This window comes from Pseudooceanicola profundus, from assembly GCF_054919315.1.
Window position 1 is genome coordinate 3,448,914 of sequence record NZ_CM142898.1, and the last position, 23,302, is coordinate 3,472,215.

Below are 23,302 nucleotides of genomic sequence, written 5' to 3' on the forward strand. Positions count from 1 at the left end.
GCTCGAACATGGTGAAACTGGTCGAGTCGATGCAGGGTGACCACCCGGCGCGGCCCTGCCTCGTGCTTTCCAACGACCCGCAGGCGGGCGGCCTTGCCAAGGCCCGGGCCATGGGGGTCGAGGTGGCCGCCGTGGATCACCGTCCCTTCAAGGGTGACCGCGCCGCCTTCGAGGCCGCGCTGATGGAGGTGATCGCGCCCTACCAGCCCGACATCCTCTGCCTTGCGGGCTTCATGCGCATCCTGACCGAGGGCTTCGTGTCGCAATGGACGGGCCGGATGCTGAACATCCATCCCTCGCTGCTGCCCAAGTACAAGGGGCTGCACACCCACGCCCGCGCGCTGGAGGCAGGCGACGCCGAGGCGGGCTGCACCGTGCACGAGGTGACGCCCAACCTCGACGACGGTCCGATCCTCGGACAGGCGCGGGTGCCGGTCGAGCCGGGCGATACGTCCGAGGTGCTGGCCGCGCGGGTGCTGACGATGGAGCACAGGCTCTATCCGGCCGTGCTGCGCCGCTTTGCCGCCGGCAACCGCGAGATGCTGAACCTGTCCTGATCAGGGCTGATGGATGCCAGAGATTGAACAAGAAAACGGGGGCCATGGGCCCCCGTTGTCGTTCTGGCCGTGCAGGTCCGGCTTACCGCGCGCTGAGGGCGCCCGCGGAATTGCCGTTCCAGTGTTCCGGCGCGCGGTTGTCGGGCCCGGCCAGAAGGGCGGGCAGCCCCAGCAGGGCCAGCAGCAGCACGGCGGCGAGGGTGGAGGCGATCACCGACCCGTCGTGCCGGGCGCGGGAGATCGCTTCTGCGGGGATATTCAGGTCGAGAGTCGTCATGGGGAGCCTCCTTTCAGGGAATGACCTTCATATAGAGGCTCCTCTTTCATCGCCAAAATGAATGTTTGGATTGATCTTCATCATCATTGGGAATGATTTGCCTCATCCGGTGGCAGGGATGCCGCCGGTGGGCGGAGAATCCGGCACGGCTCCTTTTCATTTCCCCCGGTTTTGCCTATCCCTGTGCAACCGCATGCAGGCAAACATGGCCCAATTATGATAACAATCACCACGACCGACGACCTTTCCGCCTTCTGCCAACGGGCAGCCAACTGCACCTATGTCACGGTCGATACCGAGTTCCTGCGCGAACGGACCTATTACTCCCAGCTCTGCCTCGTGCAGCTGGCCCTGCCGGTGGAACAGGCGGGCGAGGGGCCCGACGCCGTTCTGGTCGATCCGCTGGCCGACGGGCTCTCGCTCGAGCCGCTCTACGAGCTCTTCCGAAACACCTCCGTGGTGAAGGTCTTCCACGCCGCACGTCAGGATCTGGAGATCTTCTTCGTCGACGCCGGTGTCATCCCCGAGCCGCTCTTCGACACGCAGGTCGCGGCGATGGTCTGCGGCTTCGGCGAACAGGTCGGCTACGAGACGCTGGTGCGCAAGATCGCCAAAGAGTCGCTCGACAAGTCGTCGCGCTTCACCGACTGGTCGCGCCGCCCGCTGACCGATGCCCAGAAGACCTATGCCATCGCCGACGTGACCCACCTGCGGGTGATCTACGAGCGTCTGGCCCGCGACATCGCCCGCGCCAAGCGCGAGAAATGGGTGGCCGAGGAGCTGCGCATCCTCTCCGATCCCGAGACCTACCAGGTCCGTCCGGACGAGGCATGGCAACGCGTGCGCACCCGCACCACCTCGGGCAAGTTCCTGGCCGTGCTGCGCGAACTGGCCAAGTTCCGCGAGGCCTACGCGCAGGAGCGCAACGTGCCCCGCAGCCGGGTCTACAAGGATGACGCACTGGTCGAGCTGGCCTCGACCAAGCCCAAGGACATGAAGGACCTCGGCCGGTCGCGGCTGCTGCTGCGCGAGGCCCGCAAGGGCGAGATCGCGGATGGCATCCTTGCCGCCGTGAAGGCCGGTCTCGAATGCCCCGCCGACAAGCTGCCCGAGGTCGATACCTCGCGCGAGAAGATGCAGGTGAACCCGGCGCTGGCCGACCTGCTGCGCGTGCTGCTCAAGGCCAAGTCGGAGCAGGCGGGCGTCGCCTCGCGGCTGATCGCCCCCGCGGCGGACCTCGACGCGATTGCCGCCGGGATGCGCGATCTGCCCGCCCTCAGCGGCTGGCGGCGTGACGTCTTCGGCGAGGATGCGCTGCGGCTCTGCGATGGCAAGATCGCGCTTGCGGCCAAGGGCCCCAACGTCGAGATCATCGAACTCGCCTGACCGGCGGTCCGTGAAAGGACCCGGCGCAGTCTGTGCCGGACATGGGCCTTCAGACAACGCGAAAGGGCCGCCCCTCGGGGCGGCCCTTCGTGCATGGAAAGGGGCGGGGATCAGCGGCTGATCGCGGCCGAGTTGGTGGCGCCGATCACCTCGATCCGGCGGATCGGGACCAGCTCTGCATTGGTGAAGAAGAGCGACTTGCGCATGGTGCGGCTGGCTGCGGTGCCGACCGGTGCGCGCTCCAGCTTCTCGGCCACGAGGGTCAGGCGCAGCACGCCGTCGACCGGGGTGGCATCCTCGGTCTCGGGGATCAGGCGCAGGTCATGATCGCCTTGGGTCGCCGATTGCGCGGTCACGGTCAGGATGCCGCCGGTGGGCGTACGCTCCAGCTTGGCATCAAGGATCGTCTCGACCGGGGTGCCGAAGTAGCGCGCCTGGTAGTCCCGCAGGTTGCCAAGCCCGATCGCCGACCGCTCCGGGATCAGGTCGTTCGTCTCGCCCGAGGGCGCCGGGGCCGGCGCACGGTTGCGCCCGCAGGCAGAGACGGCCAGGGCGGAGATCAGGACGAGAGACAGGAGCTTGCGCATGTCGGGACCTTCTGATGATTTCCTCCCGGTTACCTTATCGGGCCGTGCTTGAAAAGCGCCAAGCCCCGGGGGCGGGACGCGCGGCGCGCGGTCTGGACCTTCGGGCGGCGAGGGCCTAGGTGAGAGGCAAGACACAGCGGAGAGAACCATGGCGCAGGAAGCCTTCGAGGACATTGTCGCGGATTTCGAATTCCTTGAGGATTGGGAGACCCGCTACCGGCACGTGATCGACATGGGCAAAGCGATGGACCCGCTGCCCGAGGCGCTGAAGGTGCCCGCCACCAAGGTCGAGGGCTGCGCCAGCCAGGTCTGGCTGCACCCGGTGATCGAGGACGGTGTCTTCCGCTTCGACGGCGAGAGCGACGCGATGATCGTGCGCGGGCTGATCGCGGTGCTGCGCGCGCTCTACAACGGGCTGCCGGTGTGCGAGGTGGGCAAGGTGGACGCGGCCGGCGAACTGGCGCGGCTGTCGCTGCAGGATCACCTCTCGGCGCAGCGCTCGAACGGGCTGCGGGCGATGATTGAACGGGTGCGGAAGGTCGCGGCCGAGGCGGCGTGAGGCTGGGGCTGCGCGTGGGGATTGCGTGGGTTGCGGTTTTGCGCCCCTGTAGCTCTGTAGCTCTGTAGCTCTGTAGCTCTGTAGCTCTGTAGCTCTGTAGCTCTGTAGCTCTGTAGCTCTGTAGCTCTGTAGCTCTGTAGCTCTGTAGCTCTGTGGCCGGGACGTACGTTGCACAAATCCGCCCCTCCCAGACCTGAGCTCCAAAGCGCCGTACTCTCCATCCACCACCCACCCGGCCGATAGGCCGGGCAGCGCCGACCCGCCCCCCGTCGCCATTGGGGCTCGGACCAATGGCGCACCAATGGCGACCGGCGCTATAGCGCCACCCCGCGGGACAGCGCTGCCCTACGTGGTGGACCGCAGCGTTGCAAAGAACGTTTGCTGAGGCCGGTGTCGGTCCCGGCGGTCGGGCTTCAAGACGGTGGATGTGTCGCCGTTGACTACACGTCCCTACATCCTCACCGGCTCACATACCCCCGCAAGCCGTGGAAGAAGAGGTCGATCTCCAGCGCCAGCCCGACCTCGAAATCGTTCAGCTCCTGCCCGCTCCAGGTGTATTGCTCCAGCCGCGCGAGGTATTCCCGCCGCGTCTGGTCATGCTGTTTCGACAGCGGCAGCGCCTCCGCCGCACGCAGCAGGTCGATGCGCTTGTGTACCTCCCGCATCCCCGAGAAGGCCTCCATCATCGGGCGCGTCAGCATCGGGTCTTTCTGCCACGACCGCCCGCCGAAGATCTCCTGCACCACGCGGTTGCCCGCGCCGAGGCAATCGTAGGCGACGCAGCCGGGGAACCCCTTGTCCGTCAGGCTGTCGTGGATCGAACACAGATGGCCCTTCAGGTTCCGGCAGGGCTCGCCCGGGTTCTTGTCGAAGGCAAAATCCTTGCCCTTGTCGAAGGCAAGCGCGAGGCAGCAGAGCGCCGCACATTTGGAACAATCGGTGGCCAGTCGGTCAGGGGGGCTATCCGGGGTGCGAGCAGTCACGAGGCTATCCGTTCGAGGGCGGTGGCAAGGTCGCCATATCCCGTGAAACGGCGGGTGAATGCAAGGCCGAGCCGGGCGGCGGCCGCCTCTGCCCGGGCGGTCAGCGCGGGATCGTCGGTCTGGGCGAGGTAGACCAGACGCTCGTAATGGCCGAAGTACATCGGCAGCAGTTGCGGATGCCGGTCGAGCCCGAGCGGCTCCCAGACGAAGGCATCGAACTGCCGGGCGAGGAAATCGGTGAGGTAGAACGAGGTGATCTCGTCCCGCGCTGCAAAGGCCTCGACACCCTCGAAGAAGGCGTAGCAATGGGCGCCGGGCAGCATGGAGACCCCGAGGCGGGCACATTCCGCCTGCAGCAGCCCGCCGGTGCCGCAATCGCCGTAGAGCACGAAGACATCCTCGTAGTCCGCCTGGGCGGACTCGACCGCCTCGCGCACGGCGGCGGTGATCTTCTCGGGGGTGTTGTGCAGGATGGCGGGCAGGCACTGCAGGTCGAACTGGGTCCAGCCGTTCAGGCGGATCAGCGCCAGCACCTCGCGGGCAAGCGCCCCGCAGGCCAGCAGCAGGATACGGCCCCGCCCGCTGGCAGGCAGGCCCGTATCGGTCAGGGTGCGCGGGTCGAGCGACCGGGCGTCGGGCAAGGCCCCGGACGGCCTGTTTGACTGGCCGCCAGAGGGGTTGTCGGACTGGCTGCTGGACCGGATATCAGGCGATCCACTGCTCGGCGCGTCGGGCAGGGGCCGCGTCATGCCGCCCCCGGCCTCAGGAGGCCACGCCCTGGTTGTGCTTGCGGGCGATGAAGGTCTTGGCGGTTTCCACCGCGACGGCGGCATCCCGGCAATAGGCATCCGCCCCGATGGCGCGGCCGAATTCCTCGTTCAGCGGCGCGCCGCCCACAAGCACGATGTAATCGTCCCGGATGCCCTGTTCCTTCATCGTGTCGATCACGACCTTCATGTAGGGCATCGTGGTGGTCAGCAGTGCGGACATGCCGAGGATGTCGGCCTCCTCGCGGCGGATCGCCTCGAGGTATTCCTCCACCGGGTTGTTGATCCCCAGGTCGACGATCTCGAAGCCCGCGCCCTCCATCATCATGGCGACGAGGTTCTTGCCGATGTCGTGGATGTCGCCCTTCACGGTGCCGATGACCATCTTGCCCTGTTTCGGGGCGCCGGTTTCCACCAGCAGGGGCTTGAGGATGGCCATGCCGCCCTTCATGGCGCCCGCGGCCAGCAGCACTTCCGGAACGAAGAGGATGCCATCGCGGAAGTCATGGCCGACGATGGTCATGCCGCCCACGAGAGGCTCTGTCAGGACGCGGTAGGGCTCCCAGCCGCGTTCCAGCAGGATGTTCACGCCCTCTTCGATCTCTTCCTTGAGGCCGTCGTAGAGGTCGTCCATCATCTGCTGGACAAGTTCATCGTCGTCGAGTTCCGACAGGATGATGTCGTCTTCGTCTTCCGACATGGGTCACCTCTTGCCTTGGCCCCTCTCGCGGGGCGGGGATTGTCCTTCCAAGCCAATAGCCAAACCGCCGGGTCCGACTGTCCGGATTGCGACATGGCGCGTTCCATCCCCGACCTATAGCAGAAAATCGCGGCGCAGGGGATCGCGCACCGCGCAGCATTGTACGGGTCCCGCTTGTGCATGTTCGCTTTATGTTCCATCCTGCGGCCATGAGACTCGCCCCCGATCCCGCCGCCCCCGAAGGCACCAGCCGCCTCGCGCCCGAACGGCGCCGGGGCCGCGGGGCAGCCAGCAATGCCACCGGGCGTTTCGAGGGCCAGCAGCGCGAAGCGGTGCACGACGGCTGGGAAATCGAGGAAGAGCTGCCGGTCCTGCGCACCGAGGTGACGGTCGAGGCGCCGCGCAGCCTGATCACCTACAACCGCTCGCCCGATCTGCCCTTCGACCGGTCGATCAACCCCTATCGGGGCTGTGAACACGGCTGCATCTACTGTTTCGCCCGGCCCAGCCATGCCTACCTCGGCCTGTCGCCGGGGCTCGACTTCGAGACCCGCCTCGTGGCCCGTCCCGAGGCCTCCGAGGTGCTGGCGCGGGAGTTGTCGGCGAAGAAGTATCGTGTGGCGCCCATTGCGATCGGCACCAACACCGATCCCTATCAGCCGATCGAGAAACGTCACGGCGTGATGCGCGCCTGCCTCGAGGTGCTGCGGGATTTCCGCCACCCGGTCGCGATCGTGACCAAGGGCACGCTGATCCTGCGCGACCTCGACCTGCTGTCTGAGATGGCGGCGCAGGGGCTGGTGCGCGTGGGCATCTCCCTGACCACGCTCGACCCTGCCGTGTCCCGTTCGATGGAGCCCCGGGTGCCCGGCCCGCAGCAGCGCCTCGCGGTGATCCGGGGGCTGGCGCAGGCGGGCGTGCCGGTGCGGGTCATGACCTCGCCGGTGGTGCCCGGCCTGACGGATCACGAGCTGGAGGCGCTGCTGGAAGCGGGCGCCGCCGCGGGGGCGACGGCGGCGAGCTGGATCATGCTGCGCCTGCCGCGGGAGGTCTCGCCGCTGTTCGTCGAATGGCTGGAGGAGCGGTTCCCGGACCGTGCCGCGCGGGTCATGGCCCGGGTCCGCGAGATGCACGGCGGTCAGGATTATGACGCGCAATGGGGCCGGAGGATGCGCGGCAGCGGGCCCTACGCCGAGATGATCGGCAAGCGGTTCAAGCTGGCGGTGAAGCGGCTGGGTCTGGACACCGCGCAGCCGGAGCTGCGGAGTGACCTGTTCCGGGTGCCGCCGCGGGCCGGGGACCAGATGGATTTGTTCGGGTAGGGGGGCGGTCGGTTGGCCCGTTGGCCGTTTGCCGGGTGTTGCGTGGCGGAGCTATGCAGTCTGGGCAAAGGGGACGCTTAGGGCCCGCTTGCGCGGTAGGTGAAGCTTTATCAGGACACGTGACGGATCCGCTGTTCCGGTGTGCGATTCGATACGCGCACGACCTATTTGGTATTCGCCCCAAGTTCCCCACCGGCAATTCCTCGAAGCAGTCCCTCAAGCGTTGCTGATTGGCCGTCTTCCTGTCCATCGGCCACCCGCCCGGCCGAGAGGCCGGGCAGCGCCGACCCGCCCCCCTGGGGCGGTGCTATAGCGCCACCCCGCGGGACGGCGCTGCCCTGCGTGCTGGATAGAGAGGTCGAAAATAGAATTGGGATCGCGCCGCCTCTCAGTGTCAGTATCGCGCACTCCAAATCGCGTTGATCGCGACCTTTTACGTTGCCCCGTCGTGCCGTGGCCCAAGAAACAGAAAGACCCGCCAGCTCTCGCCAGCGGGTCCCCCGTCATTCCAAGGCGTTACGCCCCGATCCTCACCCTCTCCGGCGCGAGCGGCGGCGGGGCGCGCCGGCGTCGTCTCCGGTGCCATCCGAGGCCGAGGATAAGCCGCCCAGTTTCTCGGCGATCTCTTCCAGCGAGGGGCGCGGGCCGCGGGGGCGGGTCTCCAGTGCCTCCTTCATCTTCTCCAGATGCTCCGGCATGGTGCCGCAGCAGCCGCCGATGATCGTGGCACCCGCGTCCCGGGCAAGGCAGGCGTAGTCCGCCATGAGCTCCGGCGTGCCGTCATAGTGGATATGGCCGTCGTGGTACTTGGGGATGCCCGCGTTGCCCTTGGCGATGATTGGCCGCTCGGTGCCCTGCGCGGCAAAGCCCAGCACCGTGCGCAGCAGGTCCGAGGCGCCGACACCGCAGTTCGCGCCGAAGGCCAGCGGCGGGTTCGGCAGCTTCTCGACCATGGTCACCATGTCGGCGGAGGTGACGCCCATCATCGTGCGGCCCGCGGTGTCGAAGGACATGGTTCCGCACCACGGCATGCCCGCCAGGGCAAAGGCTTCGGCGGCGGCCTTGTATTCCTCGGGCGCGGAAATCGTCTCGAGCCAGAGCACATCGGCCCCGCCTTCCTTCAGCCCCTCGGCCTGCTCGTGGAAGATTTCCACCGCGACGGCGTGGGTGAGGCTGCCCATGGGCGCCATGATCTCGCCCGTGGGCCCGACGGAGCCCGCGACGATCACCGTGCGGCCCGCTGCATCGGCGACCTCGCGGCCCAGTTCGGCAGAGACGCGCGACAGTTCGCGGGCGCGGTTCTCGGCGCCATGCAGTTTCAGCCGGCTGGCATTGCCGCCGAAGGAATTGGTCAGGAACAGGTCCGAGCCCGCGTTCACCGCACCGCGGTAGAGGGTGCGGATCTTCTCCGGCTCCTCGACGTTCCACAGCTCCGGCGCGTCGCCCGAGCTGAGGCCCATGTTGAAGAGGTTGGTCCCCGTGGCCCCGTCGGCCAGCAGCCAGTCGCGGGTTTCGAGAAGGCGGGAAAGGGCGTTGGTCATGGTCTCGCTCCCCTGAGCTTGTAGCCTCCCCCTCCTGTCACATCCCGGACGCAGGGGCAAATGTCCCTTCCTCATAGGGCGCTGCGGCCGCACTGTGAATGGTGACCTGCCCCGCGCCCCGGATCGTCAGCGCGATATCCGCAAGGCCGAGGGCCAGTGCCGCCCGGTTGGGCGCCGCGGCATAGAGCGGGGCACGGGTCGGGCCGAAGCTCTCCTTGAAACGGGTCAGCCCGGCGCCGCCCTGCCAGCGGGCGGCCTGCGCCCGGAAGCGGGCCAGCAGCGGCCCCTCGGTGCAAAGCGCGGGCATGGCCGAGAGCGAGAGCCGCGGACAGGCGTCCCGGCGGGCCTCCGCGAGGGCGGCGCAGACGAGGGCATGCATCGTTCCGTCCGGCAGCCCGGGGAGATAGCGCATCAGGTCGAGCGCGCGCTCCTGCTGGCTGCCATGGAAGGTCATGAAGGCCACGGCGCGCCCCGCCTGCCGGGCGAGGTAGACCCATTGCCGGGCAACATGTTGCGCATTGTAGCGCCCGGTGGAGAAGCCCCGCGCGCCGCCATGATCCGCGCACCACGCCGCGTCGAGCGCGGCCAGCTCGGCCAGCGGCAGCACGGTGCCGGGGGGCAGGGCGGAGATCTCGATCCCGGCCTTCTCGGCATGGCGCAGCTTGCGGCGCAGTTGGCGGTGGCGCGGCCCGCAGAGGTCGAAGCCCGCGGGCGCAAGCAGCGCCTCGTCTGCCACGCGCAGGACGTGCCAGCCGGCGGCGCGGGCTTCGAGCGCCGTGGGGGCCGCGCATTTGTAGAGACAGGGCAGGCGGTTCGCGTCCCGCGCCGCGCGGGTCAGCGCGGGCAGCAGCGGGCGCAGGCCCTCGGTCAGGGGATCGAAGAGCAGCGTCAGCGTCTGGCCGGTCTCCACCACCACGGCGGCGGCATCGCCCTCGCGCAGGAGCCGCCCGCCATTCTGCCGGGCGAGCGCCGATTCGGAGTGCGCCGCGATCCGGAGCAGCGCCTCGGGCACCGGCGGCAGCGCCGTCGCGGGGGCCCGGGGGCTGCGCCGGGGACGGGCCAGAAGGGGCAGGGCCAGCAGGGCGGGCAGCGCGTAATAGACGATCCGGTAGCAGACAACGGTGGCCAGCAGCGGCTCCACCGGAACCGCGGGCAGAAGCGCCAGAAGCGCCAGTTCGAACGGGCCGACGCCGCCGGGCGTGGCGGTGAAGAGCCCCGCGCCGAGCGCCAGCAGGTAGACCGGCAAGAGCACCTCAAAGCCGAGCGAGACCTCCGCCGGCAGCAGGACGTGGAGCGCGGCAGCAGCGGCGGTGGTGTCGATCAGCGTGTAGAGCCCGATTGCCCCCATGGCGGGCAGCGAGGGCAGGCGCAGCTGCCAGCGGGCCAGCCGCAACACCGGGCGCCAGAGAGCGAAGGCGGCCATGGCCAGCGCCGCACCGAGCACCGCGAGGGTCAGCGCGGCGGGCAGGGCCGGGCCACCGGGCAGCAACAGGCAGGCGAGCACCGCCAGCACGCCCCAGGCCGCGAGGAAGGAGAGCGAGACCGCTGCCGTGACCCGCGCCGCGCCGAGGGGACCCAGCCCCTCGAGCATGCGCCAGCGGGCCAGTGCGCCGGTCACCATGCCAAGGCCGAGGACCTGGCTGAGGGCGATGGAGGCCATGCCGGAGCGTTCCACCTGCCGGGCGGGCAGGCCGGTGCGCAGGTGGCGGTGCATGACGAGGTCATAACGCCCGAGGGCCCAGAAGCTGAGCGCGGTGGCCCCCGCGGCGGCCAGCCACTGCGCGGCCGAAACCTGTCCCACGCCCTCGCGCACCAGTGCCAGATCGATTCCCTTCAGGCGCCCCGCAAGCAGCACGAGGCACAGCGCCCCGGCCATCAGCGGCACGGCAGAGCGCAGCAGGCCACGGGCCTGCGCCCGCGCCAGGTCAAAGCCTTTCAAGTTCCCAGTCCTCCGAATGTCGGAAGCCCCCACCGCCGCGACACTACGGGCGGAGGTGCTAATGAAACCTTTCGGGCGGTGGCGGGTGGGGGCGGACCGGATGCGGCAGGCTGTCGCGGGTGGGCGGCGCTGTCAGAACCGGGGGGAGGCCCGGCTTCCTCAGCGGGGCGGCTTGGGGTGTGCCCGGGCGATAGGCCGAGGCGGGCAGGGCAGAGGCCCCAGACCTGCGAGGCCCCTTGAGGAATGCCGCCCCGCGCGACCATGCAGCCGGGGGGCACCAAAGAAAAACGCGCCGCAGGGCGCGGCGCGTCGATATCTCCCGGGCGGGCGCCCAGCTCGGGCGGCCCGGTGTCCGGGTGCTCATCGCACCCGGCAAGTGGCTCAGATCTCTTCGAGAAGCTGCGCCTTGGCCTCGGCCATCTTCTCGACCAGCTTGGCGCGGATGGTGGCCTCGTCCGCCTTGCCGTCGAGATCGGCGACCAGCTTGCGGATCACGTCCTCTTCGCCCGGCTCCTCGAAGTCGGCCTTCACGACTTCCTTGGCATAGGCCTCGGCGGCGTCGCCGGTCTTGCCCAGCAGATCCGCGGCCCAGAGCCCGGTCAGCTTGTTCCGGCGGGCTTCCGCGCGGAACTGCATTTCCGCGTCATGCGCGAACTTGTTTTCGAAAGCACTCTCACGATCGTCGAAGGTGGTCATGGGCAGATCCCCCGGCTAAAGTTAACTCAATATTTGTATGGCGCCGCAGGACACATTCCGCAAGTGCCGTGCGCCGCTTGCGACAATGGCTCCCATGCCGTAAGAGGGCGCGAGCGGCGGGACTCAACCCGCTTCCGCAAAGGACAGGCCATGGCACGGCGCAAGAAAATTTACGAAGGCAAGGCGAAGATCCTCTACGAGGGCCCGGAGCCCGGGACCATCGTGCAATATTTCAAGGACGACGCCACGGCTTTCAACGCCCAGAAAAAGGCGACCATCGAAGGCAAGGGCGTTCTGAACAACCGTCTGTCCGAGTTCTTCATGACCGGGCTGAACAACATCGGGGTGCCCACGCACTTCATCAAGCGGCTCAACATGCGCGAGCAGCTGTGCCGCGCCTGCGAGATCATCCCGCTGGAAATCATCGTCCGCAACTACGCCGCCGGCTCGCTGGCGACGCGTCTCGGCCTCGAGGAGGGCATGGCACTGCCCCGCCCGATCGTCGAGTACTGCTACAAGGACGACAAGCTGGGCGATCCCATGGTCACCGAGGAGCACATCGCGGCCTTCGGCTGGGCGAGCCAGCAGGACATGGACGATATCCTCGCCCTGTCGCTGCGGGTGAACGATTTCCTTTCGGGCGTCATGATGGCCGTCGGCATCCGGCTGGTGGACTTCAAGATCGAGATCGGCCGCGTCTACGAGGGTGATTTCCAACGCCTCGTGGTGGCGGACGAGATCAGCCCCGACAGCTGCCGCCTGTGGGACATCGAGACCGGCCAGAAGCTGGACAAAGACGTGTTCCGCCGGGATCTGGGCAACCTGACCGACGCCTATTCCGAAGTGGCGAAACGCCTGGGCGTGCTGCAGCAGAGCCCGGCTTCCGTGACCAAACCCACGCTGATCAACTGAAAGAAGAAGGCCCTGCGATGAAAGCGCGTGTGCATGTGATGCTGAAGAACGGTGTTCTGGACCCCCAGGGCGAGGCCGTGCGCCATGCGCTTGGCGCGCTCGGCTTCGACGGGGTCGAGGGTGTGCGCCAGGGCAAGGTGATCGAACTGGACCTCGCCGCGGGCACCACGGAAGATACCGTGAAGGCCATGTGCGAGAAGCTGCTCGCCAACACCGTGATCGAGAGCTACACGATCGAACTGGCCTGAGCCTGACGGCCCGGACGGATTGAAACGCGCTGCCCCCGGGCGGCGCGTTTTGCTTTGTGGGGGAGGTGTGGGGCGAGGTTTCATGCCTGGGGCGTCTCGCGCAGGCGATACGCGGTGGGGCTACGGGGACTGATCAGCAATTTGGCTGCGGGGCCTGATCTGAGCCGCCGCTGCGGGCGCCCGATCTGCGGTCGCGCGGCCCCGGATCCGGACATGCAGCATTTGACTGGTCCTCCACCTCCAACGCCAGCGGCGCTTTTCGAACACCGTACCTTCTTTCAGGCACCCGCCCGGCCGCAGGCCGGGCAGCGCCGTCCCGCCCCCCTGGGGCGGCGCTACTGCGCCACCCCGCGGGACGGCGCTGCCCTTCGTGGTGGATGGATGCGTTGGAAGGGGAGGCAACCACCTCCCACCCTAAGCAACCAACGCCCCACAGCCTCCTCCCAGCCCCCCATTTCCTCCTTCACTTCCTCCCGTCCCACCCAACTCTTGAACCAAACCGCTTTCGCGCGTATCAGGCGCGTAATCCCGGACATATCTCGGCTACAGGAGATCGCCCATGAAGGCCGCCGTTCTCGTCTTTCCCGGTTCCAACTGCGACCGCGACCTGAAGGTCGCCTTCGAAAACGCCGGGGCCGAGGTCACCATGGTCTGGCACAAGGACGCCACGCTGCCCGAGGGCATCGACATCGTCGGCGTGCCGGGTGGTTTCTCCTACGGTGACTACCTGCGCTGCGGGGCCATCGCGGCCAACTCGCCGATCTGCGCCTCGCTGAAAGCCCACGTGGAACGCGGCGGCTATGCGCTCGGCGTCTGCAACGGCTTCCAGATCCTGACCGAGACCCGCATCCTGCCCGGCGCCCTGCTGCGCAATGCGAACCTCAAGTACATCTGCCGCCCCATCGGCCTGAAGGTGGAAACCACCGACAGCGCCTTCACCGCGGGCTATGGCAAGGGTGACGAGATCCTGATCCCCATCGCCCACCACGACGGCAACTACCAGGCCGACGAGGCGCTGCTGAAACAGCTGCGCGACGAGGACCGGATCGCCTTCACCTACACCGACAACCCGAACGGCTCTGCCGGGGACGTGGCCGGCGTGCTGAGCGAGAACCGCCGCGTGCTCGGCATGATGCCCCACCCGGAACGGGCCGCCGAGCCCTCGCAGGGCGGCATCGACGGCAAGGCGATGTTCACCACGCTGATGGAACAGCTCGTCTCGGCCTGAGCCGCGGACAGCTGACCGTATCGAACGGCCGCCCGCGGGCGGCCGTTTCGCGTTTCACGCCCGCATGGCCTGCCCGAAGACGCGCCATACGCCTCCGATGGGCGGCGCTGCGCCGAGCGGCCGCAGGGCTGCTTGAGCAGGGAGGCGGAGCCAAGTAACTTGGACCGCATGGCGCAAGGGGACTCCCGACGCCCGGTCTCCGGCCGGGCCATCAGCTGGCGGACGCGGCTGGCGTTGCTGGGCCTCGTGGCGCTGGCAGCGGTGGTGGTCTACGTGACCAACTCCATGCTGACCGACCGCTTCACCTCGAACACCCGCAACCGGGCCGAGCTGCGGCTGGCGCTCTACGGCGGCAACCTTGTCAGCGAACTGCGCCGGAATTCCATCGTGCCGCAGCTGCTGGCCCGCGATGCCGCGCTGATCAACGCACTGAATTCCGGGGATTATTCCCAGTCGACCCAACGGCTGATCTCCTTCGTGGACGAAATCGGCGCCGCCTCGCTGATGCTTCTGGACCGCGACGGACGCACCGTTGCCGCCACGGATCGCAACCGGCTGGGCGAGCAGCACCGCGAGGCGGCCTATTTCGTCGACGCCCTGCGCTCCAACGGCACGGTCTTCTCGACGCTGGAGCGGGAATCAGGCGGCTACCGCTTCACCTATTCGCGCCGGATCGAGAGCCAGTCCAACGTCGTGGGCGTAATCGTGGTCGAGGTCGACCTGCAGAAATTCGAACGGGCCTGGGCTGGCATCTCGGATGCGGTCCTCGTGGTGGACAGCACCGGCAAGATCATCCTCGCGACCGAGCCCCGCTGGCGCGGCAAGACCGAGGCCGAGGCGCTGACCCGCGACCCGCCCGACACCGCCATCGAACGCGCCCTTCAGGCCACCGCCGACTGGACCGCGCTGCCCGCCGATGCCTACGTGCAGGGCGAGGCGGTGATGCGGGTCTCCTCGCGCATTCCGTTCCGGGGCTGGCAGATCACCTCCTTCACCACCTACGCCTCGATCCGGGAGCGCGTGAATGGCGTGCTGGCGCTCGAAATCATGGGATTTGCCATCCTGCTGGCGCTCGCCTTCTACGCGCTCAGCCGGAAGACGGCGCTGCGCATGGCGCTCTTCCAGCGGGAGTCGGCGGATCTTCGCGCCCTGAACGAACGGCTGCAGCGGGAAATCGCCGAGCGGGAACGGATGCAGGAAAGCCTCGTCGTGGCCGAACAGACGCTGGAGCAGAGCTCCAAGCTGGCCGCCCTCGGCGAGATGTCCGCCGCCGTCAGCCACGAGCTGAACCAGCCACTCGCCGCGATGAAGACCTACCTCGCCGGGGCCTCGCTCCTGCTGCGCCGGAACCGGCCGGAGGAGGCGCTGTCCTCGTTCCAGCGGATCGACGACCTGATCGAGCGGATGGGCGCGATCACGCGCCAGCTTAAGAGCTACGCCCGCAAGGGCGGGGACGCCTTTGCCCCTGTAAACGTTGGCGATGCGCTGAATTCGGCCCTGGCCATGATGGAGCCGCAGCTGCGTCAGCGGCAGGTCAAGATCACCCGTGCGATCCCCGAGCGCCCGGTCATCGTCATGGCCGACCGGGTGCGGCTGGAGCAGGTGCTGATCAACCTCCTGCGCAATGCGCTCGACGCCACGGAATCCGTCGAGGAGCCGCAGGTCGACATCCTCCTGTCCGCTGGAGAAACCGCCACCGTCACGGTGCGCGACAACGGCCACGGGATCGAGAATCTGGATAACCTGTTCGAGCCTTTCTACACCACGAAACAGCCCGGCGATGGGGTCGGGCTGGGGCTTGCGATCTCTTCCGGGATCGTCAACGAGTTCGGCGGACGCCTCATCGCACGGAACGCGAGCGGGGGCGGGGCTGTTTTCGAACTGCAACTGCCTATCTTGAGTGAAGATATCGAGGCCGCGGAGTAAAAGAAGCATATGCAGAAAAGCATGAAGATCGCCATCGTCGACGACGAGCAGGACATGCGTCAGTCGATCAGCCAGTGGCTGGCCCTGTCGGGTTACGACACCGAAACCTTCTCGAGTGCCGAGGAGGCGCTGAAGAAACTGGGGCCCGATTACCCCGGCATCGTGATCTCCGACATCAAGATGCCCGGCATGGACGGGATGCAGTTCCTGAAGAAGCTGATGGGCTCGGACAGCGCGCTTCCGGTGATCATGATCACCGGCCACGGCGACGTGCCCATGGCGGTCGAAGCGATGCGGATCGGGGCCTTCGACTTCCTCGAGAAGCCGTTCAACCCGGACCGGATGAACGAGCTGGCCAAGAAGGCGACCACCGCCCGCCGCCTGACCATGGACAACCGCGCCCTGCGGCGCGAGCTGTCGGACGGCAGCCAGATCATGAACAAGCTGATCGGCACCTCGCCGGTGATGGAGCGGCTGAAGGAAGACATCCTCGACCTCGGCCAGGCCGACGGTCACGTGCTGATCGACGGCGAGACCGGCACCGGCAAGACGCTGGTGGCCCATGCGCTGCACGCGGTCGGCGCCCGGGCGGGCAAGAAGTTCGTGCTGGTCTCCTGCGCAGCCATCGATGAGGACCAGCTGTCGAAGCGGCTCTTCGGGCCGATGCTGCCTGAGGACACCCAGCTGCCCGCCATCGAGGAAGCCCGCGGCGGCACCCTCGTGCTGGAGGATGTCGAGGCCCTGAGCGAGAGCCTTCAGGCCAAGCTGCTGAGCGCGATCAACGAGCAGGGCACCCCGGCCGAGACCCGCATCGTCGCGATCTGCAACATGCAGGAGCAGGACAAGACCTGCGAGGACGCGCTGCGCCCCGATCTCTACTACCGGCTGGCCGCGCTGCGCATCACCGTGCCGCCGCTGCGCCAGCGGGGCGAGGACATCCTGACCCTCTTCACCAAGCTGTCGGAGCAGTTCAGCGAGGAATACGGCTGCGAGGCACCGCAGGTCACCGCGCAGGAGGCCGCCCAGCTGTTGCAGGCCCCCTGGCCGGGCAACGTGCGCCAGCTGATCAACGTGGCCGAACGTGCGGTGCTGCAATCGCGCCGCGGGTCGGGCTCCATCGCCTCGCTGCTGATGTCGGACAACGATGAGATGCAGCCGGTGATGACCACCGAGGGCAAGCCGCTGAAGGAATACGTCGAGGCGTTCGAGCGGATGCTGATCGACAACACCATGCGCCGCCACAAGGGCTCCATCGCCTCGGTGATGGAAGAGCTCTGCCTGCCGCGCCGGACGCTGAACGAGAAGATGGCGAAGTACGGGCTGCAACGGTCGGATTATCTCTGAGCCCGAGCTCAAGGCGGCCTGACGGCTGACAGGGATCGAGGGCCGGGGTGCTGTGACGCGCCCCGGCCTTTGTCTTGCAATGGTCCGGCCCGCAGCAACGGTGCCGCTCCCACGAAGCCGCGCATCGCCGGCGCGCGCGGAGGCGATCCAGCCCTCTCTGGCGAGCAGTTCATCGCAGCCAAGCTCGTCCCTCCCTCTCAAGCGACCGCCCAGCCTCGACCCAAATCGCCGCCGCGTGGGGGCCTGCCTGCGATGCGCGGCGGCCTCCGGCCTTGTCCCGCGCAGGCGTTGGTCAAAGAGCGGGGGAGTGGGCTGCCGGGCCGGAGTATCTGGCGGCAGTCGAAATGTCAGAGGGGCCCAACAGCCGCCGACAAACGAGCAGAACTTGTGCAGTCTCGACCAAGGGGCAGGGGAGTTGCCTGTTTCGTCAGAGCGTTACGCCACGTCGGCCGGCCGGGACCCAGCCGTCTGGCGCCGCGAAGCCCCTGCGCCGCAAGTCGCCGTGCACAACTTATGCGCGAAACCTGACTGCTGTCTCCGCGCCACAAAGCTTCGCTGCATTTTCACCATTGTATTGTATGCCGCCCACACTCTATGCTCTCAGAACGGATTTGCGCCCTCTGAGTGGCGCTCCGAGATGAGTTTCGCTGGACTGAAACGGCAGGGCCCCAAGGCTCGCCGGTCGGGCCAGACCGATTGGGCCCATAGGGCCATAGTAACGCCCGTCCCGGGAACGGACAGCGGGCACTGCAACGGGTGATCGGCGCGCAAACGATCGGTCACCGGAGAAGAAACGCGATGAGGCGTGCAAGAGAATACCTGAGCGGATGTGAGACCCTTGCGGGGCTCCCCTCGGACATTGCCGCCATCGCCCCTGACAGACATGCCGCAGCCATTCTTCGCCCGCCACCTTCGGGGGAGGCCGGGATGCTGCGCCATGCAAACGGATCACATGGCAAAGAAAATGCTTATCGACGCCACGCACGCGGAGGAAACCCGCGTCGTGGTGGTGGACGGCAACAAGGTTGAGGAATTCGACTTTGAGTCCGAAAACAAACGGCAGCTCGCCGGCAACATCTACCTCGCAAAGGTAACCCGGGTCGAACCGTCGCTTCAGGCGGCCTTCGTCGACTACGGCGGGAACCGGCACGGCTTCCTCGCCTTCTCGGAAATCCATCCGGATTACTACCAGATCCCCGTCGCGGACCGTGAGGCCCTGATGGAGGAAGAGCGCGCCTACGCCGAGGCAATGAAGGCGCGCGACGAGGCCGAGGACGAGAAGAAATCCAGACCCAAGCGCTCGCGCTCGCGCTCGAAGGCGGCCAAGACCGAGGCCTCCGACGCCGTCGAGACCCGCGAGATCGAGGGGATGGAGACCATCGACACCTCCGACGAGGACACCTCGGACGAGATCGACGAGGGCACCTCGCCGATGATGACCGTCGCCGAGACCCCGGTCGAGGAACCCGCCGCCGAGAGCGATGCGGGCGAGGCCGACATGGCCGACGATCAGGACGGTGACGATCAGGACAGCGACGACGACGAGGGCGACGATGACGCCCCCGCCGCGCGGTCGACCGGTCGCAAGTCGGCGGCCTCCGAGAAGGACAGCGACATCGAGAGCGTCGCGGACGACGACGACCACGAGGACATCCGCCCCCCGCGCAAGCCCCGGCCCAAGCGGTACAAGATCCAGGAAGTCATCAAGGTCCGCCAGATCCTGCTGGTGCAGGTCGTCAAGGAAGAGCGCGGCAACAAGGGCGCGGCCCTGACCACCTACCTGTCGCTCGCCGGCCGCTACTGCGTCCTGATGCCGAACACCGCCCGTGGCGGTGGCATCAGCCGCAAGATCACCAACGCCGTCGATCGCAAGAAGCTGAAGGAAATCGCCGCAGAGATCGACGTGCCGACCGGCGCGGGCCTGATCGTGCGCACCGCCGGTGCCAAGCGGACGAAATCCGAGATCAAGCGCGACTATGAATACCTGCAACGCCTGTGGGAGCAGATCCGCGAGCTGACGCTAAAATCCATCGCGCCGGCCAAGATCTACGAAGAAGGCGACCTGATCAAACGCTCGATCCGCGATCTCTACTCGCGCGATATCGACGAGGTCCTGGTGGAAGGCGAACGCGGTTACCGCAACGCCAAGGACTTCATGAAGATGATCATGCCGTCCCACGCCAAGAACGTGAAACACTACCAGGACGGTCTGCCGCTCTTCGCGCGCTACCAGGTGGAAAGCTACCTCGCCGGGATGTTCAACCCCGTCGTGCAGCTGAAATCCGGCGGCTACATCGTGATCGGCGTGACCGAGGCCCTGGTGGCGATCGACGTGAACTCCGGCCGGGCCACCAAGGAAGGCTCGATCGAGGAGACCGCGACCAAGACCAACCTGGAAGCGGCCGAGGAGGTCGCGCGCCAGCTGCGTCTGCGTGACCTTGCCGGCCTGATCGTGATCGACTTCATCGACATGGACGAGCGCAAGAACAACGCCGCCGTCGAGAAGAAGCTGAAGGACAAGCTCAAGACCGACCGCGCCCGCATCCAGGTGGGCCGCATCTCGGGCTTCGGCCTGCTGGAGATGTCGCGTCAGCGTCTGCGTCCGGGCATGATCGAGGCCACGACCCAGCCCTGTTCGCATTGCCACGGTACCGGCCTCATCCGTTCGGATGACAACATGGCCCTCTCCGTGCTGCGCCAGATCGAGGAAGAAGGTACCCGTCGCCGGACCCGCGAAGTGCTGGTGAAAGTGCCCGTCGGCATCGCCAACTACCTGATGAACCAGAAGCGCGAGCATGTCGCCCTGATCGAGGGCCGCTACGGCATGGCCGTGCGCATCGAAGGCGATCCGCTGCTGGTGAGCCCTGACTTCTCGATGGAGAAGTTCAAGACCGCGACCCGCGTCGTGACCGAGATCCCGCAGGTGATTTCGATCGACACCACCTCCATGGAGGAGGATGAGGACGAGGATATCGTTGACGAGGTCGAGGTCGAAGAGGCCGAAGAGGCGACGACGACCGAGGAGACGCCGGAGGCCGCCGCGGAGGATGACCAGAAGCCGAAGAAGCGCCGTCGTCGGCGTCGTCGGCGGAAGTCCTCGGGCAGCAATGGCGAGAATGGCGAGAACGGGTCGGACGACACGGATGACGCATCCTCCGATGACGCGCCGAAGCTCGATGCCGAGGCCGCAGAAGTAACCGCAGGCGAGGCCGAAGTGGGCACCGCCGAGGCCGCTCCCGAGGCGGAAGAGAAGCCGAAGAAGACCCGCAGCCGGAGCCGCGGCCGGGCCAAGAAGGCGATGGAGGCGGCCGAGGCCGCCGACGCCGCCGAGGCCCAGGGCTCGACTGCACCGGAAACCCCGGCAGAGGTCGTGGCTGACGCTCCCGTCGAGGCGACCGATGCGCCTGCGCCGACGCTGGAGGACAGCGCCGCCGTAGACTCGACCGAAACTGCGGCGACCGAAGCCGAGGCACCTGCAGAGATCGCAACGCCCGTGGCAGAGGTGACCGAGCCCGAGGCCCCGGCCGAGCCGGTGGTGGCCGATGTGCCCTCCGCCCCGGAAGGGACCGAGGTCGAAGTCGTCGAGGTGACGGCGGAGCCCGAGGTCGCCGCCGAGGTGGCCGACGCCCCCGCCGAACAGGTGGCGGCTGACACGCCCGCAGAGGAAACCGTGGCCGAAGAAGCCGTCGCGGACGCCCCTGTCGAGGAGACCCCGGCCGAGGCTCCCGTCGAAGAGACTGTCGCGGAAGCCGTGGCCCCGGCACCCGAGCCTGAGCCCGTCGCGGCGGAAGAGGCCCCGGCCAAGCCCAAGCGGCGCGGCTGGTGGAACGCCGGCCGTTGAGGCGCGCCTCCGCACTGACATGATCCGAACCGCCGCACCCCACCGGGTGCGGCGGTTTTCATTTGCGGGCCCGATCCTCCAGGGACATGTCTTCCAGACGCGGGCCCAGACCCAGACCCAGACCCAGACCCAGACGCGGGTGCCGGTCCTAGGCCTCAGACGCAGGCTCCGGACGCAGGCACCAGACGTGGCCCCGAGGTGTAAGCCCCACTCACGCAGGCCCGTGGTGAAAGCGGCCGACGGTCGGCGGACCCGTGAGCCACACGCCCCCAGACCCACGCCATTGAAACAAGACCCAACGCTCTTGTGACATCGCACCACATGACGCGGCCGCCCACATGCGATAATCGGAAGACATGTTCGGGATCGACCTCATAGACGCGGGCCTTCTGCCCGCCATGCTCGTGGCGCTGACGGCAGGGGTGATCTCCTTCCTCAGCCCCTGTGTGCTGCCCATCGTGCCGCCGTACCTCGCCTATATGTCCGGGGTCTCCATGGCCGAGGTGGGGCAGGGCCGTGACCGGGGCCGCCCGCTGCTGGCAGCGCTGTTCTTCGTGCTGGGGCTCTCCACCGTCTTCCTGCTGCTCGGCTTTGCGGCCTCGGCGGCGGGGCTGCTCTTCCTGCAATACCAGCAGTGGTTCAACACGATCGCGGGCGTGCTGGTGATGATCTTCGGCGCGCATTTCCTGCACGTGATCCGCATTCCCTTCCTTGACCGCGAGGCGCGGATGGATGCCGGCGACCGGGGCGGTTCGGCCTTCGGGGCCTATGTGCTGGGGCTGGCCTTCGCCTTTGGCTGGACGCCCTGCATCGGGCCGCAGCTTGGCGCGATCCTCTCCATGGCCGCCTCCGAGGGCAACGTTTCGCGCGGGACCGCGCTGCTGGCCGTCTATGCCATCGGCCTCGGCGTGCCCTTCCTGCTGGTGGCGGCGTTCCTGCCGAAGCTCGGTGGCACGATGTCCTGGCTCAAGCGGAACATGGCGCAGATCGAACGCATCATGGGGCTGCTGCTCTGGACCGTGGGCCTGCTGATGCTGACGGGCGGCTTCTCGGCCTTCTCCTTCTGGCTGCTGGAGACCTTCCCGGCGCTCGCCACCATCGGCTGACCATTCTGCGGCCTTAATCTTGCCGGAAACAGTCTGTAGCCTCATGGGAAAGAATGAGGGCAGGGCCGATGCCGGACTATTTCGCAGCAGAGACGGACGGACAGGTGGCGCGCCGCCGGGTCTTCTACATCCCCGGCTACGATCCGATCCATCCGCGCCGCTACCGCGAACTCTACCGCAAGGAGGCCGCGCTGCAGGCGGAGGTCTCGGGTTACGAGATCACCCTGCGTCCCAAGACCACCAAGGGCCCCTATGGCTGGCATGTCTCGGCCCGGATGGACGGCGCAGAGGTCGAGAGCGATATCGAGGTGCTGGTCTGGTCCGACATCGTGCGGGACAGCATGGCGCAGGGGATTGCCGCGACCTACGTGCAGATGGTGCGGACGGCGGCGGTCTATATCGGGTCCGGCGCGCTCTTCCGTCTGATGCGGCTGCGCAAGGGGCCTGTGATCGCGGCGCTCTATCCCGTCGGGATGCTGCTGCTGCAACTGGCGCTCGCCTGCCTCGCGGGTTGGGGCGCGGGGGCGCTGATGGGCTGGCTGCTGTCGCTGGCGGTGCCGATGCTGGCGCCACTGGTGGGATGGGCCACGGGGCTGGCCGTGGTCTGGCGCGTGCTGGTGTGGTTCAAGGCCAAGGACGGCAAGTTCTTTGCCTATTACCTGATGAACGACTACGGCTTCTCGGCCCAGTCGCTGGGGGCGAACCCGCCCGCGCTGGAGGCCCGCATGGCCGAATTCGGCGATGCCATCGCCGCCGCCCTGCGCGAGGACGTGGACGAGGTGCTGGTCGTGGGCCATTCCTCGGGCGCCCATCTGGCGGTCTCGATCCTCGCCGACCTTGTGCGCTCGGGCCGGGCGCCCTCGGGCCGGGGCGGGGGGCCGCGGCTCTCCTTCCTGTCGCTGGGGCAGGTGGTGCCCATGGTCTCCTTCCTGCCCAAGGCGGGACGGCTGCGCGATGACCTCGGCTATCTCTCGATGCGGCCCGAGGTGCCCTGGATCGACGTGACGGCGCCCGGCGACGGCTGTGCCTTCGCGCTCTGCGATCCGGTGTCTGTCACCGGCGTGGCGCAGGCGGGCAAACGCTGGCCGCTGGTGGTCTCTGCCGCCTTCACCCAGACGCTGGCGCCCGAGACATGGGCCAGGCTGCGGTGGCGCTTCTTCCGGCTGCACTTCCAGTACCTGTGCCACTTCGACCGGCCTGGCGATTACGATTACTTCCGCATTACCGCCGGGCCGCTGACCCTCGGCCGCCGCTACGAGGGCCGCGAGCCCTCGAAGAGCCGGATCGAAACCCCGGTGTCGAAATACACGAGCCGCGTGGCATGAGCTGCCCCGTTCATGGGGAGAGCGGCCATGGGGGGAGGACGCTGCCGCCCAAGCCCTC

At 67.6% G+C, this 23,302-nt stretch carries 21 protein-coding genes; 13 read left to right on the plus strand and 8 right to left on the minus strand.

Translation table 11 applies throughout. The features are described from left to right. Window positions 1–8: 8 nt before the first annotated feature. A complete protein-coding gene (gene purN / locus ACX9MO_RS15845) occupies window positions 9–557 on the plus strand; it encodes a phosphoribosylglycinamide formyltransferase (protein WP_462214465.1) in 549 nt (182 codons plus the stop codon). An 82-nt stretch (window positions 558–639) separates the two neighbouring features. Here the strand turns inward: purN and ACX9MO_RS15850 are convergent, their stop codons facing one another. Next, entirely contained in the window at window positions 640–834 is a 195-nt protein-coding gene (locus tag ACX9MO_RS15850; RefSeq protein WP_462212540.1) for a hypothetical protein, read from the minus strand. A gap of 70 nt (window positions 835–904) precedes the next feature. On the opposite strand from ACX9MO_RS15850, the gene ACX9MO_RS15855 reads away from it, so the two are divergent. Then, entirely contained in the window at window positions 905–1,054 is a 150-nt protein-coding gene (locus ACX9MO_RS15855; RefSeq protein WP_462212541.1) for a hypothetical protein, read from the plus strand. Further along, complete coding sequence (gene rnd / locus ACX9MO_RS15860; RefSeq protein WP_222489577.1) at window positions 1,051–2,220, plus strand: ribonuclease D; 1,170 nt, start codon at window positions 1,051–1,053, stop codon at window positions 2,218–2,220. Before ACX9MO_RS15855 ends, rnd begins: the two co-directional genes overlap by 4 nt. Before the next feature lie 110 nt (window positions 2,221–2,330). On the opposite strand, the gene ACX9MO_RS15865 is transcribed toward rnd, so the two are convergent. Further along, window positions 2,331–2,807 (minus strand): hypothetical protein, encoded by a 477-nt coding sequence (locus ACX9MO_RS15865; protein ID WP_462212542.1) that lies wholly within the window; start codon window positions 2,805–2,807, stop codon window positions 2,331–2,333. A gap of 148 nt (window positions 2,808–2,955) precedes the next feature. Between ACX9MO_RS15865 and ACX9MO_RS15870 the strand changes: the two genes are divergently transcribed. After that, complete coding sequence (locus tag ACX9MO_RS15870) at window positions 2,956–3,366, plus strand: SufE family protein (protein ID WP_462212543.1); 411 nt, start codon at window positions 2,956–2,958, stop codon at window positions 3,364–3,366. Window positions 3,367–3,824: 458 nt separating this feature from the next. On the opposite strand, the gene ACX9MO_RS15875 is transcribed toward ACX9MO_RS15870, so the two are convergent. From ACX9MO_RS15875 to ACX9MO_RS15885, 3 genes are all read right to left on the minus strand, one after another. Then, complete coding sequence (locus tag ACX9MO_RS15875) at window positions 3,825–4,349, minus strand: hypothetical protein (protein ID WP_462212544.1); 525 nt, start codon at window positions 4,347–4,349, stop codon at window positions 3,825–3,827. Continuing rightward, window positions 4,346–4,990 (minus strand): DUF1638 domain-containing protein, encoded by a 645-nt coding sequence (locus ACX9MO_RS15880; protein WP_462212545.1) that lies wholly within the window; start codon window positions 4,988–4,990, stop codon window positions 4,346–4,348. The genes ACX9MO_RS15875 and ACX9MO_RS15880 overlap by 4 nt, the downstream gene beginning before the upstream one ends. A 121-nt stretch (window positions 4,991–5,111) precedes the next feature. Next, entirely contained in the window at window positions 5,112–5,816 is a 705-nt protein-coding gene (locus ACX9MO_RS15885; RefSeq protein ID WP_462212546.1) for a corrinoid protein, read from the minus strand. 209 nt (window positions 5,817–6,025) lie between these two features. Between ACX9MO_RS15885 and ACX9MO_RS15890 the strand changes: the two genes are divergently transcribed. Next, on the plus strand, window positions 6,026–7,138 hold the full coding sequence (locus ACX9MO_RS15890) for a PA0069 family radical SAM protein (protein WP_462212547.1): 1,113 nt from the start codon (window positions 6,026–6,028) through the stop codon (window positions 7,136–7,138). Between the two features lie 530 nt (window positions 7,139–7,668). Here ACX9MO_RS15890 and bmt read toward each other — a convergent pair. The 3 genes from bmt to ACX9MO_RS15905 form a co-directional block, all read right to left on the minus strand. Continuing rightward, on the minus strand, window positions 7,669–8,679 hold the full coding sequence (bmt, locus tag ACX9MO_RS15895) for a betaine--homocysteine S-methyltransferase (RefSeq protein WP_462212548.1): 1,011 nt from the start codon (window positions 8,677–8,679) through the stop codon (window positions 7,669–7,671). Between the two features lie 37 nt (window positions 8,680–8,716). Beyond that, the gene (locus ACX9MO_RS15900) at window positions 8,717–10,618 is read right to left on the minus strand and encodes a DUF2156 domain-containing protein (RefSeq protein WP_462212549.1); all 1,902 of its coding nucleotides are present in this window, start codon (window positions 10,616–10,618) and stop codon (window positions 8,717–8,719) included. Between the two features lie 381 nt (window positions 10,619–10,999). Beyond that, window positions 11,000–11,314: a DUF1476 domain-containing protein gene (locus tag ACX9MO_RS15905; protein ID WP_222489586.1), complete on the minus strand. Its 315-nt coding sequence runs from the start codon at window positions 11,312–11,314 to the stop codon at window positions 11,000–11,002. A 150-nt stretch (window positions 11,315–11,464) separates the two neighbouring features. On the opposite strand from ACX9MO_RS15905, the gene purC reads away from it, so the two are divergent. From purC to ACX9MO_RS15945, 8 genes are all read left to right on the plus strand, one after another. Then, entirely contained in the window at window positions 11,465–12,226 is a 762-nt protein-coding gene (gene purC, locus ACX9MO_RS15910) for a phosphoribosylaminoimidazolesuccinocarboxamide synthase (protein ID WP_222489587.1), read from the plus strand. 17 nt (window positions 12,227–12,243) lie between these two features. Beyond that, window positions 12,244–12,474, plus strand: a complete 231-nt coding sequence (gene purS / locus ACX9MO_RS15915) for a phosphoribosylformylglycinamidine synthase subunit PurS (protein WP_222489588.1) — start codon at window positions 12,244–12,246, stop codon at window positions 12,472–12,474. Between the two features lie 559 nt (window positions 12,475–13,033). After that, window positions 13,034–13,702, plus strand: a complete 669-nt coding sequence (gene purQ, locus ACX9MO_RS15920; protein WP_462212550.1) for a phosphoribosylformylglycinamidine synthase subunit PurQ — start codon at window positions 13,034–13,036, stop codon at window positions 13,700–13,702. Window positions 13,703–13,870: 168 nt separating this feature from the next. Beyond that, on the plus strand, window positions 13,871–15,628 hold the full coding sequence (locus tag ACX9MO_RS15925) for an ATP-binding protein (RefSeq protein WP_222489590.1): 1,758 nt from the start codon (window positions 13,871–13,873) through the stop codon (window positions 15,626–15,628). A gap of 9 nt (window positions 15,629–15,637) precedes the next feature. Next, entirely contained in the window at window positions 15,638–16,972 is a 1,335-nt protein-coding gene (locus ACX9MO_RS15930) for a sigma-54-dependent transcriptional regulator (RefSeq protein WP_222489591.1), read from the plus strand. Window positions 16,973–17,924: 952 nt separating this feature from the next. After that, window positions 17,925–20,813 carry an Rne/Rng family ribonuclease gene (locus ACX9MO_RS15935; protein WP_462212551.1) on the plus strand — a complete coding sequence of 963 codons (2,889 nt, stop codon included), beginning with the start codon at window positions 17,925–17,927 and terminating at the stop codon, window positions 20,811–20,813. Window positions 20,814–21,169: 356 nt separating this feature from the next. Continuing rightward, entirely contained in the window at window positions 21,170–21,919 is a 750-nt protein-coding gene (locus ACX9MO_RS15940) for a cytochrome c biogenesis CcdA family protein (RefSeq protein ID WP_222489593.1), read from the plus strand. Window positions 21,920–21,987: 68 nt separating this feature from the next. Beyond that, window positions 21,988–23,244 carry a hypothetical protein gene (locus ACX9MO_RS15945; protein WP_462212552.1) on the plus strand — a complete coding sequence of 419 codons (1,257 nt, stop codon included), beginning with the start codon at window positions 21,988–21,990 and terminating at the stop codon, window positions 23,242–23,244. Window positions 23,245–23,302: the final 58 nt, after the last annotated feature.